The organism is Lysinibacillus sp. NPDC096382 (genome assembly GCF_044762845.1).
Lineage (GTDB): Bacteria > Bacillota > Bacilli > Bacillales_A > Planococcaceae > Lysinibacillus.
Genome location: NZ_JBIWFC010000001.1, coordinates 639,702 through 657,698, shown reverse-complemented (window position 1 = coordinate 657,698; position 17,997 = coordinate 639,702). Strand labels below are relative to the sequence as shown.

The window sequence follows — 17,997 nt, the reverse complement described above, 5'->3', positions numbered from 1 at the left end:
TTACTTTAGGAGGATAAAATGAATAACATGAAATTACAGGCATTTTGCCTACTCGTAGAATTAAAAAAATTAGCTCCTGTTGCCAAAGAGCTTGGTCTAACAGCACCGACAGTATCCTTTCATATTCGCTCCATTGAACAGGAATATGGCATCCGTTTATTTCGGACAAATGCAGGTGGATACCGTTTAACAGAAGCGGGAGAAGGGCTCTATCATTATGCTCGTCAAATTGTACAGTTACAAAAAGACATGAATCGCTTTGTCGAAAATCTTTTAGCGGGTAATATCGGCTACATTCGTCTTGGCGCAAGCGGGCTACCTGCACATATTTTTATGCCAGATATTATTCATCTGGTTTCAACAGCTTACCCAGACATTCGAATATCGCTAGAAGTAAAAACAGCACCCGAAATTGAACAAAAGGTAGCTCTTCAAGAATTAGATTTCGGGCTAATTATGGAAACAAAACAAGAAAATTCATCTCTTATATACAAAACAATCGGCGAAGATTCCCTTGTATTAGCATTGAGTCCTAGCCATGAGCTCGCATCAAAAAAGGACATCACAAAAGCAGATGTCCTAAAAAATAAAGTATTATTGCATACATCCTCAAGTTCAACGAATCATTTTATAGAAAAATGGATGGACCCATTTCATCCATCCATTTATACGATTGAACTCGATTCTGTCAGCACTATTAAGAAGATGCTTACTTTCGGAAAGACAATTGCATTTTTGTCAGTTGCCCTAATCGAAGATGAGTTAAAATCAGGACTTTTGATCAAAAAGGACTTGCACGATGTGACACTTAATAGAAAAATTCAACTTATTTATCCAAAATCTCGTCTAGATAGCAAGATGGATGCATTTGTAAAAACTGCAATTTATGATTTAGCCAAACAGTTAAAAATATATCCTCTTATGACATAATTCCATAGTCAGCAATAGTAATATGGAATGGGAGTTGTTTATCCCTATGAAGGGAGGGTTGTACTTGCTAACTGAGTTACTGACAAAAGATACTATACAACTCGCAAATTTTGTAAATACTTGGCAGGAAGCTATTCATTTAGCGGCAAGTCCACTATTAAAGCAGCATAAAATCGAAGAACGCTATATTGAGTCAATGATTCATTCCATTGAAAAACACGGACCTTATGTAGTCATTACACCAAAGGTAGCAATTCCACATGCACGGCACACAGAAGGCGTCAATGAGCTAGCCATGAGCCTATTAAGCTTACAAAAACCTGTTTTGTTTGGACCAGAAAAGCCTGTTTTCTTAATTATTGTCTTGGCGGCAACTGATCATGTGTCGCATCTGCATGCATTAGTTGACATAACAAAGATTTTGCAAGAACCAAATCAAATAGACAGCATCATTGCCTGCCAGCATAAAGACGATATTATCAAAGAAATCGAACAAATTATGGCAAAGGGGTAATTTTGATGAAAATATTAGTAGTATGCGGGAATGGCTTAGGCAGTAGCTTTATTATGGAATTGAATGTAAAAAAAGCGTTAGCTGAACTTGGAAAAGTTGCAGAAGTAACTCATACAGATTTAGCATCTGCCAAGGCCGAGAAAGCGGATATTTATATTGGCGCAGAAGATATTGTTAATCAATTAGGCAAAGAGAGAGGTCACATCGTTAGTATTGTTAATATGATGAGTATTTCTGAAATTAAATTAAAGCTTAAATCTCTGTTATAAAGGAACGAATTTGAACTTAATTAAAAAATGGATAGGATGAGGTGTTAATATGTTAGATGTTATTATGAATGACATTTTAGGAACACCAGCTATATTAGTCGGCCTATTCGCTTTTGTTGGTTTATTAATCCAAAAAAAATCAACTTCAACAGTACTTTCTGGTACGTTAAAAACGGTTATGGGTTTTGTTATACTTGGCGTAGGTGCAAGCGTTTTAATTGGTTCTTTAAATCATTTTAGTAAAATGTTTGATCATGGATTTCATGTCCAAGGGGTTATCCCAAATAATGAAGCGATTGTAGCAGCCGCTCAAACTAGTTTCGGAACATCTACGGCCATGATTATGGTTTTCGGTATGATTATGAACATATTATTTGCGCGATTTACGCCTTTTAAATATATATTTTTAACTGGTCATCATACATTGTTTATGGCGTGTTTAATCGCAGCGTCACTGTCAGTCGGCGGTATGAGTGGTACACCTCTTATCATCGTCGGCTCTATTATACTAGGTCTTTGTATGGTCGTATTCCCTGCCATTTTACAACCAACTGTTCGTCAAATAACTGGCAATGATGATTTTGCTGTTGGCCATTTTGGCAGTATTGGTTATTATGCCTCTGCTAAAATTGGGAAGCTGTTTGGAAACAAAGCCAAATCAACAGAAGACATAAAAGTCCCAAAATCTCTAGGTTTTTTAAGGGATACATCTGTAGCTGTGTCCTTAACTATGAGTCTATTTTTTATTATCGTTGCTCTATTCGCAGGTTCATCCTATATTGAGACACAATTATCTGGCGGTTCGAATTTTATCGTCTTTGCCATTATTCAAGCTATTACTTTTGCCGCTGGTGTCTATATCATTTTGGCTGGAGTGCGAATGCTAATTTCCGAGATTGTTCCTGCCTTTAAAGGTATTGCTGATAAACTTGTGCCAAACACAAAGCCTGCATTAGACTGCCCTACAATTTTTCCGTTCGCACCGAATGCAGTTATTATCGGTTTCTTGTTTAGTTTTGTAGCAGGCTTAGTGTCCATGTTTATACTCCCTCTCATAGTGCTAAAAGTAATTGTACCTGGGCTTGTACCACATTTTTTCACGGGTGCTGCTGCAGGAGTATTCGGAAATGCAACTGGTGGTAGACGCGGTGCTATGGTAGGAGCATTTGCCAACGGATTAATTATTAGCTTTATCCCTGCGATTCTACTGATCTTTATGGGTGATATCGGCTATGAAGGAACTACATTTGGTGATTCAGACTTCGGCATTGTAGGGATCATAATAATAAATATATTAAAGTTATTTGGTGCAGTTTAATTCATTAGTATGTCTCGCAAACCCTTTAGATGTTTGCGAGGCTTTTTATTTGCTAAAGAAAAGGGATGATTTTGCAAAATATATAAATATTTCACATTATTCCCCTACCTTTTTCACTATACAAATAGAGGAAATCCATTACAAAACAAACTAAATACTCAGTGATTAGAAAATATCGAGAATGATTTAAACCCATTTTCCTGTAGTAAATTGTAAATAATCTGATAGTATTTAATGGTAAAACAAAAAAATCATCGTCTGACCTCTGACTTAGAATAACTTATTGCCGAGATAAATAATACATACAATTGGAGGTATTCATATTGAAAAAATTAATGATGGGCTTTTGCTTAATAGCTTTGTTATTAGCAGGCTGTTCCATTACTCAGCAGGAAAAAGCGCAAGATGACTATAAAGTTGGTATCTTACTTTCGGATGCAGGGCTTGGTGATGAATCGTTTAATGACTCAGCTTTTAAAGGGCTTGAGAAAGCACGCGATGAGCTAGGTATTTTGTTTGATTATAAAGAGGCGCCTGATGGCAATTACGAGCAGAAACTAGAGGAACTTGTCGCAGAAAAGTATAACGTCATTATTGGTTTAGGCTTCTCTGTACAGGAAGCTTTAGAAAAGACTGCGAAGAAATATCCTGATCAGCATTTTATCCTTATAGATGGTCAATCAGATGTTGCCAATATCACTTCAATCACTTTTAAAGAGCAGGAAGGAAGCTTTTTACTTGGAATGGTTGCCGCAATGACGAGTAAAACTGGAAAATTAGGATTTATTGGCGGTGCAAATGTTCCAGTTATCCATCATTTTGAAAACGGCTTTATTGAGGGTGCTCGGTATTTTAATCCAACTATCGAAATTGTTAGTGAGTACGCTGGCACATTTGATGATACCGAGGCAGGTGCCGCAATCGCAGAACGTTACATTAAGAACGGTGTAGATTTTATTTATCATGCAGCTGGATTCACTGGCTTTGGTGCCATAAAGAAAGCCGAAGATATGGGCATATATGCGGCCGGAGTTGATATTGATCAATTTTACATTGCAGAAAAAACTGTCGTAACATCAATGTTAAAAAACGTCGACCAAGCTGTTTTTAAAATGGCTAAAACATTAGATGAGGAAGGAAAAATTTCCGAAAAATCGTTGTCATTCGGTTTAGCTGATAATGGCGTGGGCCTAGCGGATATACGTGTTATTAAACTTACACCTGAGCAACAGGCTGCTATTAAAAAAGCACAAGAAGATATTGTTTCGGGTAAAATAAAAGTTACTGCAGAAAAGGGGAACAGCCAGTGACACTACGAAAAAAATTATTCATGAACATACTTATTCCCATTGTCCTCGCAATGGCTATGATTGGTTTTATTATCGTTCAAACATTTGATATACAAACAACTGCACAAGATGATACAGAGCTATTGCTGGCAGTGGAAGAACTTGAACAAAGTTTAGTTTTAGCGAGCCAATCATTAAATAACTACACTTTTTTAGATAGTGAGGCCAATAAAAATGAAGCTCTTTCAACTTTACAAGAAACGAAAGTAAATTTAGAAAAACTCTCAACTATTGCAAAAATAGCTGAGCATAAGGCCATCATCAAAAAAATCGGGGGTAAATACGACGAATTAGAAAAAGCTTCAGAAGCAGGATTTCTTGCTCACAATCGTCCTGAGATAAAAAAACAATCCATCAGAATATCCGGTATTTTGAACGATATGTATCTACTGAAAAAAGAAACAAATGAATGGTATAAAGAAACGAATGATTTGGCAACACAAAAAATTTCTTTTATTACTACATCAACAATAATAGGAAGTATCCTTCTACTTATTGCTACTATCATTTTTTCGTATGCCGCAACGAAAAAAATTACAAATCCGATTAACCGAATCGTGGATTGTGCACAATTGGTGGCTGCAGGGAATTTGACAATTGACACCTCTTCCCTTCCCTATAAGAAAGGTAGCCGCAATGAAGTTGATCAACTGACTGAGAACTTTTCCAAAATGATTGTTAGCTTAAAAAGCACCGTACAATCCATTGATCATGTAGGTAAAAATGTTGGCCTATTTACTAAAGATGTCACAAGCTATATTGAAACCGTTAACGAAGGCAGTAAACAAATTGCTACATCAACGGACGAATTGGCAAAGGGAAGCCTAACTATTTCAGAAGATATCCAGTCAACGGCTATCCTGATGAATACGATGGCGGATCAATTTACTACTGTTCAGGAAACAAGTGAACAGTCAGCAGTAAACGGTAACAAAGCACTAACTGCTGTTCAAAATGGTCGTAGCTCACTAGAGAAGCAATCCTCTATTGCAAAGGATATTTCATCCACTTCAATTAATATCAAAGAGGCTGTTACTCAATTCTCTCAATTCACAACAAAAATTGAAGGTGCGGCTAATGCAGTCCACGCGATTGCTGATCAAACAAATCTCTTAGCATTAAATGCTGCAATTGAAGCGGCACGTGCTGGCGAAGCCGGAAAAGGATTCGCTATTGTAGCGCAGGAAGTGAAAAAACTATCTCATGAAACAGAAAAGGCAACTACTTTCATCTCTTCGATGGTTACACATATACAAGATGGTATTACACTCATTCTTTCTACGGCAGAGCATGGACATCAGCTTTCAAAAGAACAATTACAATCGATGACCGATACAGAAAAGTCTTTTGAGGTAATTGCAACTCATGTATTAGACATTAATGATCAGTTAAAGCACCTTACGAAGGATATGGAGAAAACAAGCGAAATGAGCCAGCACATGAACAATGCCATTGAAAACATTTCAGCTATTACGGAAGAAACCGCTGCAGGAACAGAAGAAATATCCGCTTCTACTCAAGAACAGTTAGGATCATTCAAAAAAATTAGTGATAAGGTTTCAGAACTTCAAGAAATGACAAATACATTGTCTGTAGAACTAAAAAAATTCACATTGTAAATTTCGTATTATTTTCGTCTATTACTTCAGAGTAATAAGTGCGTTTAATGAAAAGACGCTGATATCTGCTACACGGTATTCACGCTCTCCCGCTAAAGAGCGTCAAGCCGCATACAATAAAATGAGCAATTGTAGCAAGAACTTTTACACATAATTAACCTTCACAATTTTTGGATTGTAGTAAAGTTAAAACTGATGGAGCTCTAAAGCCTCCATCTTTATAGTGAACTGCACCCCAATTGTTAGACACAATCTAACAATTGCAGGTGCAGTTTTTGTATGGCTAAATTTAGAGAAGCCTTCATTATGCTTCGTAAATATATTTTTCTAGTGTGTATTTTTCAAGTTTGTCTTGCGCAACATTATAACCAATACCTGGTAGTTCAGAAACTTGGATATGTCCTTGTTCATCCATGACAATCTCTGGCTCAATAATGTCCTCATGCCAATAGCGGGAAGACGGTGCTGTATCACCAGGTATTGTAAAATTTGACAGTGTCGTAATGGCAATATTATGAGCACGACCAATCCCTGATTCTAGCATGCCTCCACACCATACAGGAATCTGATGCTGCTGACATAAATCATGAATCTTTTTAGCCTCAGATAAGCCTCCAACACGGCCTACCTTTATATTAATCACTTTGCAGCTACCTAGTTCAATTGCACGTCTAGCATCATCGTATGAATGTATACTTTCATCTAAGCAAATCGGTGTATTGAGTTCTCTTTGTAAATTTCGATGATCGACAATATCATCATGCTCAAGTGGTTGCTCAATCATCATTAAATTTAATTTATCCATCTCCTTAAATAATGGTAGATCTTCTAACGAGTAGGCAGAATTGGCATCTGCCATTAAAGGAATATCACCAAAACGATCACGGATTACACGGAGTACTTCGATATCTTTTCCAGGCTTAATTTTAATTTTAATTTTTTTGAACCCTTGTTTTAAATAACCTTCAACGCTTTCCAGCAATACATTCGTATCCTCTTCAATGCCTAGGCTAATGCCAACTGTAATTTCTTTTTTTTCTCCTCCAAGTGCTTGTGCTAAAGGTATGCCCTGCTCTTTTGCATATAAATCCCAAATGGCTGCTTCCATCGCAGATTTTGCCATATTATTGCGACGCACACGAGCAAATTTCTCATTTACTTCATTTGGGTGGTTGAATTCCTGATTAATAACAAGTGGTATTAAAAATTCATCAATAATAGAGAATGCCGTTGAAGCCGTTTCTTCTCCATAATAAGGATAAGCGCTAACAACACATTCTCCATAACCAACATGCTTCTCACCATACGCTTCAATAATTAAGAAAATACGTTCTTGCTGCTTCATAAAACTTGTTTCAAAGGGTGATTTCATTGTCATCTTCATTTTGCGAACTATAATTTTTTCAATTTTCATTTCTCAAAACTCCCCCTACTTGTAATATAAATGACAGGCCGTTTTATGGGCAGGTGAATGTTCGACCAACTCTGGCTCCACCGTCCGGCATTTTTCCATTACAAAAGGGCATCTCGTCTGGAAAACACAGCCTGTTGGTGGATTCAATGGAGAAGGGATTTCACCTTGCAGCTTAATCTTTTCACGTCTTATTCGCGGATTGGGCACAGGAATTGCTGATAAAAGTGCTTTTGTATAAGGATGCATTGAGTTGCTAAAAATTTCATCTGTCGTTGTTTCATCTACTAGCTTTCCTAAATATATTACGCCAATTCGATTGGAAATATGGCGTACAACACTTAAATCATGAGAAATAAACAATAATGTAAAGTTAAATTCTTTTTGTAAATCCTCCAATAAATTCAGCACTTGCGATTGAATAGATACATCTAATGCCGATACAGGCTCATCACAAATAATAATATCTGGATTCATAATAAGCGCACGTGCTAATCCTATAATTTGCACGCACAGGCATTGCCGAAGTTATTGGCGAACAAAAATCACCCTCTGGTGGAGACGATTTTCATTTTTACACAATTAAGAAACCACAATTAAAAGCAACGATGATTGGCCTAGGCTGTAACCTCACTCCTGGACTCCATCATCCTTATATGAGCTTTGATACAGATGCTCTTGAAATCGGCACAAACATCTTAACTAAAACTGTACTAGCCACTTTTCATGCTCAACAATAGATCAGAAAAAAATAGACTGTGGAGAAAAACACAATATTTTTCTCCACCCATTTTGGCTATTTGCACTAAAAGGAGATGTTAGTTAGCAAATGCTTTGTAGGCAAATCTCTCATAAACGGTCAGTAAGACATACTTACTTTCCTAAATCCCACTCTGCTCTTTTCATTGAAACACAAATTCCGCTGGTTCTGTCAATACAGCTCTCAACTATAGCGTGGCACATAAAATCCAAAGATGAAAATACGCGTGATACCTTATTTCAAGATAAATATTTCATTGTTAAATGGAGAACTGCTACTTCATTCCCCTTGTTTTCATAGCTATGCTTTCTATTTGCTTCAAATTGAATAGAATCAAATTCGTTTAATTCATACATTTCTTGTCCAACTTGAATCGAAATTTCCCCTTTCATTACTGTTACATATTCGATAGCTCCTTCATGATGAGGTTCTGCCTCATATACGCTATTCGCTTGCAAACAAGCACGATGCATTTCCAATCCTGTTTCTTTTTTGTAACGAAATATAGTCTCTAATCGCCACATTTGATTTTCTTCTATAATAAATCCTTGTCCGCAGCGTGCAACATTTACTATATCTTCTATCACCATAAGCCTTGATAACGGAATAGATAATCCTTTTGTAATCTTCCAAATGACGCCTAATGTAGGATTCGTTTCTCCTCTCTCAATTTTCCCTAACGTTAATTTACTAACACCTGTTTTTTTCGCTAACTCTTCTAAACTTAATTTCTGTTCATTCCTTATTTGTCGTAACAATTGACCAACTTGCAAAATTACTTCTTTTGTTTGCATATCCTCTTGTTCTTTCATATGAACCCCACTTTCGGTATATTATAATTTACTTTTTATCTAAATAATTATATTATAATATATATTTAGAAAGGAGCGAACGAAATGCGTGCTATCTTATTAGGTATTTTATCATCTGCGTTTTTTTCAGCTACATTTATTATAAATCGAGTTATGAACGTATCAGGAACAAGCTGGGCTTGGACTGCTTCCTTCCGATTTTTATTCGCTTTACCCATTCTATTCTTTATCGTCCTATTTCGCAAAAACCTTCGTCCACTATGGGTAGAAATGGGTAAACATCCTTTGGCATGGCTTGGCTATGGCACAATAGCCGGGGTTGGATTTTATTCATTATTAAGCTATGCTGCTGTCTTTAGTCCTGCATGGCTCGTAGCAGGTACATGGCAAATAACCATTTTAGCTGGTTTGTTATTATCTCCGTTATTTTTTATTACATTGGAGACGACATCTGGAGTTAAACGAGTTCGCGGTAAAATTCCAATGCGAAGCTTACTCGTTTCCTTATTTATTTTAACGGGTGTCATTTGTATGCAATTAACAGAATCTGGGGATATTACTATTTCTCAATTTTTATCTGGCTTCCTCCCTGTAGTTATCGCTGCATTCTTATATCCTTTCGGTAATAGAAAAATGATGGAAGTCGTTGCTGGTCGCTTAGATACATTTCAACGCGTGTTAGGCATGGCAATAGGTAGCCTTCCTATTAGTATTATACTAGCGATTTATGGTTGGACTACAACAGGTATACCAACATCTGGGCAAATCATGCAAGGTTTCTTATTAGCATTATGTTCGGGTGTTATCGCCACAATGACATTTTTCTTCGCTACTGACCTAGCGAAAAATAATCTGTCTTTGTTAGGGGCAGTGGAGGCAACGCAAGCTGGCACAATGATTTTTACTGTTCTTGGTGAAATCCTTTTTTTAAACGGTTCTTGGCCAGTTGGAGTATCTTTAATCGGTATGATCATTATTATGATTGGAATGATAGCTAACAGTATTTTAAATCGGTCAGTTCCTGTATCCAAACAAAAGAAAATAGTATAGTTTAAGAGCGTGTTTTAAACCGAAAACGGATTAAAACACGCTAAATTGAATTAGGATCTATAAAACACAAGATAAGAAAAACAAAATCCCGAAATAAGCTTATATTGCTCAAACGCAAGCTTCATTGAAAATGATCTAAAGGACATCAATAATATCAACGTTAAAGTTGCAACAACTTCGATTTTGACGTAATAATTGTTCTTTTAATAGCTTTTTGAAATTCTTTGATCTTTTATATTTGCAATTTCTGCTTTAGAGCTGGCTTTCATTTTCCATAATCATCCATAACATTATCTCTCCTTTTCTCTTAAAACTCTCATCTTTTTCGACTGCACATCACACAACATAATTGCCTGCTTTTCATAAGGGAATAACTGATCGAGTAAAGAAATTAACGAATGAAAGGATCCCTCATTTACCGCTAAGTAATGTAATGTGTGCTTTATAAAAGTATTTTCTTGCATTAAATCCTCTCTAATGTTTGGTTTTTGCATAAGGAATATAAATACCGATAGACTCGTTTATATAGGCGTATAAAGCTGTTCAATGTCCATCTCTTCCCACCTTTCAATCTATTCTCGTTTGATAAAAAAAGTTGCACTAATTTATTTTTTTGTATTTTTAATAACGAAACGAAACGACACGAGGGGAAAGTGGAAATGCAAAAATTTTATAAAAAGGGATGCTCTTAAAGCCCTTTATAGACTTTAAGAACATCCCACGTAAACATTAGTTACGCAACATTTATTATTCATTTAGACATTCTAATGAAAACTATATTTTGCGAGCATTTCTCCCCAAGGTGCCATTCCAGACTCTTTAAAACCTATACTGCCGTATAGTTTTCTTGCTTGCTCGTTGTCTGGCTGATACCCAAGCAAGATGACATCAGTGCGATCATCCCTACTCCGGATGTCTTCAATTATTAATTTCATTGCGCTCTTGCCATGTCCACGCCCTTGAAATTGCTCATCAATCATAAACCTATATATCCAATAGTTTTCATCATCTGAATCGATCCCGTACATCGCAAAACCGATAAGTATTTCTCCACAATAGATTGCCTTGATCTTCATGTGTGGTAAAAATTTACTTTCTGCAATTGAATACAGATTCGAGGCAATAAACCCTTCCTGTTCTTGCTTTGGCTTCAGTTGAATACAAGCTTCCCAATTACTTTGATCAATTGATCTTAAACTAAGCAAACTTCCGATTCCTCCTCTAGTAGTAGAGAAATCCATGATCACGAATTCTCTACTAAATAAGTTTTCCCCTACTGATAAAACAACCTGTTATTTTTATATACATACTACATCACTCCTCATCAGATGGTAGTCATCATTAAACTGTACAATTATATAGAAATATTGCTCTCTATTTGTACTCTTGTTTATTTCGGCATACAGGAAAAAAATACCTTCTGTATTTCTCTCATCACGTGTCATCGATTTCCGTTCCGCCCCCGCTCCCATCCTTGTCTTCGATATATGTTTATATACCGCCGATCATGCTTAAAATATCTAAATGATTCGCCATATATTCAAATGTTATTAGCAGATGATTTTTATAGGCATTTAATTCACGAATGTCAAGTTTAATACCTTCACATAAGAGCTATTGCATTTCCATTGGTGTTTCTTCATACAATTCTACATAAATCACGAATAACTCATCTTCAATAGCAGAAGACAATTTTTGTTTATAAGTCTTACCTCTTGCTTTACTTTAGAGTTTTATTATAAACCCCTAAAAAAATAATTTCAGAATTTTTAAAACAGAATACATACTTCCCCTTTTTAATTCAAGGTTATTTGTCGCACTTATAGTTCAGTCTATAAATCAAATATTGATGTAAATTTTATGACAGAGTTTATCCATTAGATATAAATAAAAAACCATTCTTGAATTGCTAATTTTAAATTCTAGTTGTTATTTAGTCTTGATTTTTACCTTTATTAATGAAAGCCGGTTTTCAAATAAAAAATAAAGGTGGAATTTTAAATGAGCGTAAAAGGTAAATCATTCATTATTGATGCCGGGCATGGCGGTAAATATGATGGTACAACATCAGGTTCTCGAAAAGAAAAAGTAGTGACTTTAAACATGTCGAAAATTCTTGAAAAAAAATTAGATGCAAAAAGGGCTACTATTTACATGACTCGTACCACAGACAAAGATTTTGGTGGTTCTAATGCAGATGACGATGTAAACAAACGTGTAGCGTATATTAATAATTCGTTCCCGAAGGTTAGTGGATTGGTTAGTATTCACGTTAATACTGCTTGGACAGGACGAATTGGCCCGTTTTATCAAAAAGGTAAAACTACATCCAAGAATTTTTCCCAAGCAATTGCTACTCGTTACGGAACTGTTCCACACGAAGGGGATTTTGCGATCATACGTGATACTACACGTACAGCTGCAACTACCCTAATCGAGTTCGGCCAAATTAATGAAGGTTGGTTAGACAAACCGGCTAGTCTTGAAAGCACTGCCGATTTCATTATCAAAGGAATGGAAGACTATTTCGCAAAATAAATTCTTACTAAAAAACCTAGGTAATTATGACCTAGGTTTTTATTGATTTTCAACAATTCGAGTATTTAAAGTTTTCAATTCATCGAAATTTTCTATTTCTAATTTAGGCTCTGCACCTTCTTTAGAATTAGGGACGTAGTAAACTTTATAAATTAGAGGAATCATAGTATCTATTTCTGCAATTGCTTTTTTGTATTTTTCTTTATCCTGTTCTGAGAATTGTTCGCTTTTATCATATCTATCCTTTAAATCGGTCATTATTTTCAACAAATTATTGGCAATAGGGCTAAGTAATTCTTGTCCTACTGCTAGGTCTATAACGCCCGAACTAGCCTCAATCGAAGTTAAATTTTTGTCAATTTCTTTTATAGAGTCAATTGATAATTCTTTTTTCGAAAGAATAGCATCATAGTTATCCAACAGTTTAAAAAGAGAGTTGCCTACAACACTTTCTAATGTTACTTTTGCTTCTTCTCCCTCTGTTTTGTAACTGTAAATAATTAACACTGCTATTATCACTAATATTAAAGTCATAAAAATCAAATAAATTTTTTTCATTTAATTCCCCCTAATATATAGCTAATAAAAATCTATTGCTTATATAAATATTACATTAACAATTACAAATAGTGAAATTTTGTTATCTACCTATCTCGAAAAAGAACGTATATAGTAGAGAGTAACTGTCTTAATTTTTACCTTTATGGTAGGAGGGGTTATATGAAACAAAAACATAGTACGACTCTTTTTGAGCATTATAGACAGGAAATAAAAAGAATTGCTTGGAGATTGCAATATAAAGAAAAGGTAAAGAGAAAAAAAGAAGTATTTGGTGATGATGAATTTTCATTTAAAACATCCAATTTTGCGCCTACTGTAGAAAGTGAGATTTTTCTTTTCCAACTAATAAATACACTACCATCTGAAACAGGCCGAAACGTTATTAAAGGTATTTATTTAGAAGGTAAGACTGAAAAGGAATTGGCGAAAGATTTAAAAATGTCACAGCAAGGGGTGAATAAATGGAAACAAAATATGTTGAAGCAGTTATATCAAACGATGAATTAGCGAAGTTAATTGCAATGGCTAAAAGTGGTGATAAAGCTGCAATGACTAATATTATTGATATGTATCGCGAGGACATCCAAAATAGTAGTAAGTATATAAAAATGAATAAGGAACATGCTTTTCAAAGTATTATTACAGATTTTATTGAGCTTTTAACCAAGGATGATAAAGATTTGGAATCTCATAATAAGAGGGGACTTTACTTATGGAAGGAGTAATTCAGACTATTTCAACCGTGGGATTTCCAATAGTGGCGTTTTTGCTGATCTTTTGGAAGTTTGATAAATCTCTTGGGCTTTTAACCAAGGCAGTAAATAACAATACAACTGCTGTTCGGTTATTGCTTCAACAAGAAAATAAAGACAATCATTAATAACCCTACATTTATGACATGTTCTAAAGATCATAAAAGATTGATTAAAAATTGTCTTCAAACTTTATTTAATAACAAATAGAAAAACTCCATTTTGAAAAAAATTTGATCAAAATGGAGTTTCGTGATTGTTTATCAGTACATTTGAATTTCATTTGGTACTAGAAGGTCCTAATTCTAAAAAACGCGCTATCATCGCACTAAATCGCCTACGCTAGATACTTACGTTGAAACAGTAGTACCGTTAACAATCAGGTAATTGTATAAATGTCGCTACGTTAAACTATGCCTTATAAATAAGTTAAAATGCTTAGAAGGTAAATTGAGCCAGCAAAAAAATAATAAGCCTTGTACTATTAAACAGCCTGCCGTAATTCTTCTTCATGCATAACCTGTGGACTCGTGTTTTCTTCTCTTCGTTGACAGATGTTATTCCAAATAAGAGCAGAAATAACAAGTAAGGTCCCTACTATATCAAAGATTGTTATTTTATATCCTTGTACCATCATAATGACTAATGTAGTAATTGGAACGAAGTTAATAAATAAAATTCCATTAATGGATGATAGGATTTTCACACCGTAATTCCAACTAAGCAATGCTACAATACCCGGCAGTGTCATCATAAACAATAAATCATATTTAATAGCAAAAATCGTTTCCATACTTGGGACTAATACAACCCCTTGTATCGTCATGATTATTGTGATGATACCTGTTACAGCTGTGCCAAATACACATGTTAAAGTGGAATAGCGCAGAGTAGACCAATCATTAAATGTTTGACCGCCCATTGTATAGATGACCCACCCAACAACACCAATTAAAATGAATGCGAGCGAAACCAGATTATGTTTTAGTGTAAGAAAGAAACCCATATCGCCTTTTGTAATAACAATTATAGCCCCAACAAAAGCAATGATCATACTACTAATCATATACTTCTTCGGTTTCACATGTTTATACCCCCAAAGAATAGCAATCGAAATCATCGGCATGAGCGCTTCCATAATCGACGCTACCATAACACCGGATTTCCCCATTAACATTTGGCCTAAGAAAACAAGCACGTTGTAAACTGTAAACGCCATAGTCCCAAAAAAGACGAGCAATTTACCTTTCCCTTCTAAACGAAATGCTTTCTTCCCTTCTTTCATCCATAATAAAATGACTAATACAATCGATACCGCTCCATATCGAATCGTTGAAAAATAGAGCGGATTTATATATTCAAGCGCATGATCTGCAACTGGAAACATGGCTCCCCATGACATACTTGCAATTAAACACGCGATCACGCCTACTACTATTTGATTTTTTCTCACTGTTTTTCCTCATTTCTATATAACCCTATCAATTATGCCTCGTCATGATTACGACCGGAATCAGTTTTGTGCTTTCGCCGCACGATGTGGCTCACTCAGTCATTGCCACAGGACGTGGCGTTTTTAGACTGAGTTCCTCTATTGCACAATGAGAATTATAAAAAAGAAAATACATCACGTAAAATGATTGAAAGTGATATTAACTATCATTTATAATGATAGTTTTTAAGGGGGTAATGCTCGATGGAACTACGAGATTTACAGATTTTCAAAAGCGTCGCAAATAACGGGAGCGTTAGCCATGCTGCAAAAGAATTAAATTATGTACAATCCAATGTAACTGCACGTATTAAGCTATTAGAAAAGGAGCTCAAAACGCCGCTATTTTATCGCCATAAAAAAGGGATGACATTAAATCCAGAAGGGCGAAAAATGCTTACTTACGTTAATAAAATTTTGCAAGATGTCGAGGAAATGAAACAAGTATTTTTAGATAGTGATACACCGACTGGTACTTTAAAAATCGGTACAGTCGAAACAGTAAGTATATTACCTACCATTCTAGCGTCCTACTATAAAGGATATCCGAATGTCGACTTAACACTACAAGCTGGTTTAACTGAGGAACTTATCAAAGAAGTAGCGGATCACCAATTAGATGGGGCTTTTATAACTGGACCGATTAAACATCCAGTTTTAGAACAATATGATGTGTATACAGAAAACCTCGTTCTCCTATCACAAAACAAATCCTTTCATATTGAGGAATTTATGTCTACACCAATCCTTGTTTCTAATCAAGGTTGCGGCTATCGATCCAAGCTAGAACTCTGGCTCAAAGATGAAGGTTTATTGCCAAAAAGAATTATGGAATTTAATATTTTAGAGACAATTTTAAACAGTGTTGCCATTGGTCTTGGCGTTACACTTGTACCACAATCAGCTGCTGAACATCTTTCTACTACAGGCAAGGTTTATTGTCATCCAATTCCTAAAAAATACGGTACGATTTCAACCGTCTTTATTCGACGAAAAGATGCATATATGACAAATTCGATGGAATGTTTTTTAAAAACAATTGCTGAGCATCAGTATATATAGGGTTATTTCTTTTTTGCGTGATATCGAAAGAGAAGTAGATCCAAACAATAGGAGAGTGGTTTTGATAACATATATAGAGAATGCGGAAAGCTTACGACCTAAAATTGAAGTAGCAACAGGCAAAATGAATGAAGCTGTCTTAAGAAATCAACGCCCGAACATTGCTGATAGAAGAGTAAGAATCACTGATAAGCATCGAACATCGCTGATAGAAGAGCAAAAATCGCTGATAAAGCATCGAACATCGCTGATAGAAGAGCAAGAATCACTGATAAGCATCGAACATCGCTGATAGAAGAGTAAGAATCGCTGATAAAGGATCGAACATCGCTGATAGAAGAGTAAGAATCGCTGATAAAGGATCGAACATCGCTGATAGAAGAGCAAGAATCGCTGATAAAGGATCGAACATCGCTGATAGAAGAGCAAAAATCACTGATAAAGGATCGAACATCGCTGATAGAAGAGCAAAAATCGCTGATAAAGGATCGAACATCGCTGATAGAAGAGCAAAAATCGCTGATAAAGGATCGAACATCGCTGATAGAAGAGCAAGAATCGCTGATAAAGGATCGAACATCGCTGATAGAAGAGTAACAATCGCTGATAAAGGATCGAACATCGCTGATAGAAGAGCAAAAATCGCTGATAAAGCATCGAACATCGCTGATAGAAGAGTAAGAATCGCTTCTCCATTCCAGATAAAAAAATAGTAAAAGAAGGATTACAGATAATCATCCATACAGATTTTTCATAAGAGCATTTTGATCCAAAGAAATAAATCATGATATTAAGAAATCTAAAAAGCGTGTTTTGATTATAAATTAAACCAAAACACGCTCTTATTAAAAATAGATTAACTTCTAGCAAAGTTCTTAATTCCTTAATAAAATTAATTTTTAGCGTGTTCTACATCCCGAGCAGCCCGTCAAATTAAATAGAGAAAGAGCAATAGCTATTCAGCTGTTTAATTTTCAATGAAACAGCTTCTGGTAGTCTAAGTCTGGATTTTTAAAAATGCTTTCCGTGTCTTGTATTGCATATTTTTTAACTATTATGAACTCTATTTTGCATTTTTGTCAGGTTGATGAATTCCGAATATATTGCCTTCAGTATCAATATAGTATCCTTGCCACGCCATTCCTGGTAGTGCGTATTTCGGCATTGCAACCGTGCCGCCATTCTCAAGAATTTTAGCTTCTGTTATATCATAATTTTCCACACCCATTGTACAAGCAAATCCATTTAAGGCTTGGTTTGGCTCCGGAGAAGTACCTTGACGTTGCATTAAAGCACCATTGATTCCAAGCTCGCCCTCATTGCCAGTCACCGCTCCAAAGTAAGGCATTCCTGCATAATCACTCCAGTCTTGAAATGACCATCCGAATACCTCTCCATAAAATTTCTTTGCACGTTCCATGTCACTTACATGAATTTCAAAATGAACTAATCTTCCCATAATATCCTCCTATAACTAAAGAATTAAATTACTCACTGTGTTTGAGTACAATCACTATATATTATTATTACAAGGAATGGAAATAAAAAAGAAGAGAAATT

The 17,997-nt window shown here is 35.5% G+C and carries 20 protein-coding genes and 1 pseudogene; 13 read left to right on the top strand and 8 right to left on the bottom strand.

All coding sequences use genetic code 11. The features are described 5' to 3' along the window. Window positions 1–18: 18 nt before the first annotated feature. The 6 genes from ACIQZA_RS03155 to ACIQZA_RS03130 all read left to right on the top strand — a co-directional run bounded on the left by ACIQZA_RS03155 (window position 19) and on the right by ACIQZA_RS03130 (window position 5,999). Window positions 19–930, top strand: coding sequence for a LysR family transcriptional regulator (locus ACIQZA_RS03155; RefSeq protein WP_402879777.1), 912 nt, complete (start codon window positions 19–21; stop codon window positions 928–930). A 64-nt stretch (window positions 931–994) separates the two neighbouring features. Further along, window positions 995–1,444, top strand: a complete 450-nt coding sequence (locus tag ACIQZA_RS03150) for a PTS sugar transporter subunit IIA (protein WP_400935200.1) — start codon at window positions 995–997, stop codon at window positions 1,442–1,444. 5 nt (window positions 1,445–1,449) lie between these two features. Next, window positions 1,450–1,713, top strand: coding sequence for a PTS sugar transporter subunit IIB (locus ACIQZA_RS03145; RefSeq protein WP_402879779.1), 264 nt, complete (start codon window positions 1,450–1,452; stop codon window positions 1,711–1,713). Between the two features lie 49 nt (window positions 1,714–1,762). Continuing rightward, window positions 1,763–3,031 carry a PTS ascorbate transporter subunit IIC gene (locus ACIQZA_RS03140; protein ID WP_402879781.1) on the top strand — a complete coding sequence of 423 codons (1,269 nt, stop codon included), beginning with the start codon at window positions 1,763–1,765 and terminating at the stop codon, window positions 3,029–3,031. Between the two features lie 323 nt (window positions 3,032–3,354). Continuing rightward, window positions 3,355–4,341, top strand: a complete 987-nt coding sequence (locus ACIQZA_RS03135) for a BMP family lipoprotein (RefSeq protein WP_402879783.1) — start codon at window positions 3,355–3,357, stop codon at window positions 4,339–4,341. Next, complete coding sequence (locus ACIQZA_RS03130) at window positions 4,338–5,999, top strand: methyl-accepting chemotaxis protein (protein ID WP_402879784.1); 1,662 nt, start codon at window positions 4,338–4,340, stop codon at window positions 5,997–5,999. Before ACIQZA_RS03135 ends, ACIQZA_RS03130 begins: the two co-directional genes overlap by 4 nt. Window positions 6,000–6,303: 304 nt before the next feature. Here the strand turns inward: ACIQZA_RS03130 and menC are convergent, their stop codons facing one another. The 3 genes and pseudogenes from menC to ACIQZA_RS03115 form a co-directional block, all read right to left on the bottom strand. After that, window positions 6,304–7,413, bottom strand: a complete 1,110-nt coding sequence (menC, locus tag ACIQZA_RS03125) for an o-succinylbenzoate synthase (protein ID WP_402879786.1) — start codon at window positions 7,411–7,413, stop codon at window positions 6,304–6,306. 15 nt (window positions 7,414–7,428) lie between these two features. Further along, window positions 7,429–7,917: pseudogene (locus tag ACIQZA_RS03120) on the bottom strand (oligopeptide/dipeptide ABC transporter ATP-binding protein); the annotation flags it as partial. A gap of 492 nt (window positions 7,918–8,409) precedes the next feature. Beyond that, complete coding sequence (locus ACIQZA_RS03115; RefSeq protein ID WP_402879788.1) at window positions 8,410–8,982, bottom strand: helix-turn-helix domain-containing protein; 573 nt, start codon at window positions 8,980–8,982, stop codon at window positions 8,410–8,412. Window positions 8,983–9,066: 84 nt separating this feature from the next. Between ACIQZA_RS03115 and ACIQZA_RS03110 the strand changes: the two genes are divergently transcribed. Further along, complete coding sequence (locus ACIQZA_RS03110) at window positions 9,067–10,032, top strand: DMT family transporter (protein WP_142508424.1); 966 nt, start codon at window positions 9,067–9,069, stop codon at window positions 10,030–10,032. 764 nt (window positions 10,033–10,796) lie between these two features. Here the strand turns inward: ACIQZA_RS03110 and ACIQZA_RS03105 are convergent. Then, a complete protein-coding gene (locus ACIQZA_RS03105; protein WP_402879790.1) occupies window positions 10,797–11,237 on the bottom strand; it encodes a GNAT family N-acetyltransferase in 441 nt (146 codons plus the stop codon). Between the two features lie 796 nt (window positions 11,238–12,033). On the opposite strand from ACIQZA_RS03105, the gene ACIQZA_RS03100 reads away from it, so the two are divergent. Further along, window positions 12,034–12,570: an N-acetylmuramoyl-L-alanine amidase family protein gene (locus ACIQZA_RS03100; protein ID WP_402879792.1), complete on the top strand. Its 537-nt coding sequence runs from the start codon at window positions 12,034–12,036 to the stop codon at window positions 12,568–12,570. A 39-nt stretch (window positions 12,571–12,609) separates the two neighbouring features. Here the strand turns inward: ACIQZA_RS03100 and ACIQZA_RS03095 are convergent, their stop codons facing one another. Then, window positions 12,610–13,128, bottom strand: coding sequence for a hypothetical protein (locus ACIQZA_RS03095; RefSeq protein ID WP_402879793.1), 519 nt, complete (start codon window positions 13,126–13,128; stop codon window positions 12,610–12,612). Window positions 13,129–13,290: 162 nt separating this feature from the next. On the opposite strand from ACIQZA_RS03095, the gene ACIQZA_RS03090 reads away from it, so the two are divergent. Genes ACIQZA_RS03090 through ACIQZA_RS03080 form a run of 3 tightly spaced genes read left to right on the top strand, consistent with a single transcriptional unit; the run spans window position 13,291 to window position 14,011 of the window. Then, the gene (locus tag ACIQZA_RS03090) at window positions 13,291–13,638 is read left to right on the top strand and encodes a sigma-70 RNA polymerase sigma factor region 4 domain-containing protein (protein ID WP_402879795.1); all 348 of its coding nucleotides are present in this window, start codon (window positions 13,291–13,293) and stop codon (window positions 13,636–13,638) included. After that, the gene (locus ACIQZA_RS03085; protein WP_402879797.1) at window positions 13,593–13,856 is read left to right on the top strand and encodes a helix-turn-helix domain-containing protein; all 264 of its coding nucleotides are present in this window, start codon (window positions 13,593–13,595) and stop codon (window positions 13,854–13,856) included. Before ACIQZA_RS03090 ends, ACIQZA_RS03085 begins: the two co-directional genes overlap by 46 nt. Then, the gene (locus tag ACIQZA_RS03080; RefSeq protein WP_402879799.1) at window positions 13,844–14,011 is read left to right on the top strand and encodes a hypothetical protein; all 168 of its coding nucleotides are present in this window, start codon (window positions 13,844–13,846) and stop codon (window positions 14,009–14,011) included. Before ACIQZA_RS03085 ends, ACIQZA_RS03080 begins: the two co-directional genes overlap by 13 nt. A gap of 356 nt (window positions 14,012–14,367) precedes the next feature. Here ACIQZA_RS03080 and ACIQZA_RS03075 read toward each other — a convergent pair whose 3' ends face one another. Next, entirely contained in the window at window positions 14,368–15,336 is a 969-nt protein-coding gene (locus ACIQZA_RS03075) for a DMT family transporter (protein WP_402879801.1), read from the bottom strand. 243 nt (window positions 15,337–15,579) lie between these two features. Between ACIQZA_RS03075 and ACIQZA_RS03070 the strand changes: the two genes are divergently transcribed. Continuing rightward, the gene (locus tag ACIQZA_RS03070) at window positions 15,580–16,437 is read left to right on the top strand and encodes a LysR family transcriptional regulator (protein WP_400935238.1); all 858 of its coding nucleotides are present in this window, start codon (window positions 15,580–15,582) and stop codon (window positions 16,435–16,437) included. Window positions 16,438–16,498: 61 nt separating this feature from the next. Beyond that, a complete protein-coding gene (locus tag ACIQZA_RS03065; protein ID WP_402879803.1) occupies window positions 16,499–16,729 on the top strand; it encodes a hypothetical protein in 231 nt (76 codons plus the stop codon). Here the strand turns inward: ACIQZA_RS03065 and ACIQZA_RS03060 are convergent. Together ACIQZA_RS03060 and ACIQZA_RS03055 are read right to left on the bottom strand one after the other, a co-directional pair. Next, on the bottom strand, window positions 16,703–17,101 hold the full coding sequence (locus ACIQZA_RS03060; RefSeq protein ID WP_402879805.1) for a hypothetical protein: 399 nt from the start codon (window positions 17,099–17,101) through the stop codon (window positions 16,703–16,705). The two genes, ACIQZA_RS03065 and ACIQZA_RS03060, sit on opposite strands and share 27 nt — an antisense overlap. Before the next feature lie 399 nt (window positions 17,102–17,500). Beyond that, window positions 17,501–17,896, bottom strand: coding sequence for a VOC family protein (locus ACIQZA_RS03055; protein ID WP_400935243.1), 396 nt, complete (start codon window positions 17,894–17,896; stop codon window positions 17,501–17,503). Window positions 17,897–17,997 lie beyond the last annotated feature (101 nt).

Excerpts from the sequence above, each read along its gene's own strand:
- ACIQZA_RS03155 (WP_402879777.1), top strand. The coding sequence starts at position 19 with ATGAATAACATGAAATTACAGGCATTTTGCCTACTCGTAGAATTAAAA.
- ACIQZA_RS03115 (WP_402879788.1), bottom strand. The coding sequence starts at position 8,982 with ATGAAAGAACAAGAGGATATGCAAACAAAAGAAGTAATTTTGCAAGTT.
- menC (WP_402879786.1), bottom strand. The coding sequence starts at position 7,413 with ATGAAAATTGAAAAAATTATAGTTCGCAAAATGAAGATGACAATGAAA.
- ACIQZA_RS03145 (WP_402879779.1), top strand. The coding sequence starts at position 1,450 with ATGAAAATATTAGTAGTATGCGGGAATGGCTTAGGCAGTAGCTTTATT.
- ACIQZA_RS03110 (WP_142508424.1), top strand. The coding sequence starts at position 9,067 with ATGCGTGCTATCTTATTAGGTATTTTATCATCTGCGTTTTTTTCAGCT.
- ACIQZA_RS03070 (WP_400935238.1), top strand. The coding sequence starts at position 15,580 with ATGGAACTACGAGATTTACAGATTTTCAAAAGCGTCGCAAATAACGGG.
- ACIQZA_RS03055 (WP_400935243.1), bottom strand. The coding sequence starts at position 17,896 with ATGGGAAGATTAGTTCATTTTGAAATTCATGTAAGTGACATGGAACGT.
- ACIQZA_RS03080 (WP_402879799.1), top strand. The coding sequence starts at position 13,844 with ATGGAAGGAGTAATTCAGACTATTTCAACCGTGGGATTTCCAATAGTG.
- ACIQZA_RS03090 (WP_402879795.1), top strand. The coding sequence starts at position 13,291 with ATGAAACAAAAACATAGTACGACTCTTTTTGAGCATTATAGACAGGAA.
- ACIQZA_RS03140 (WP_402879781.1), top strand. The coding sequence starts at position 1,763 with ATGTTAGATGTTATTATGAATGACATTTTAGGAACACCAGCTATATTA.
- ACIQZA_RS03060 (WP_402879805.1), bottom strand. The coding sequence starts at position 17,101 with ATGTTCGATGCTTTATCAGCGATTTTTGCTCTTCTATCAGCGATGTTC.
- ACIQZA_RS03095 (WP_402879793.1), bottom strand. The coding sequence starts at position 13,128 with ATGAAAAAAATTTATTTGATTTTTATGACTTTAATATTAGTGATAATA.
- ACIQZA_RS03100 (WP_402879792.1), top strand. The coding sequence starts at position 12,034 with ATGAGCGTAAAAGGTAAATCATTCATTATTGATGCCGGGCATGGCGGT.
- ACIQZA_RS03085 (WP_402879797.1), top strand. The coding sequence starts at position 13,593 with ATGGAAACAAAATATGTTGAAGCAGTTATATCAAACGATGAATTAGCG.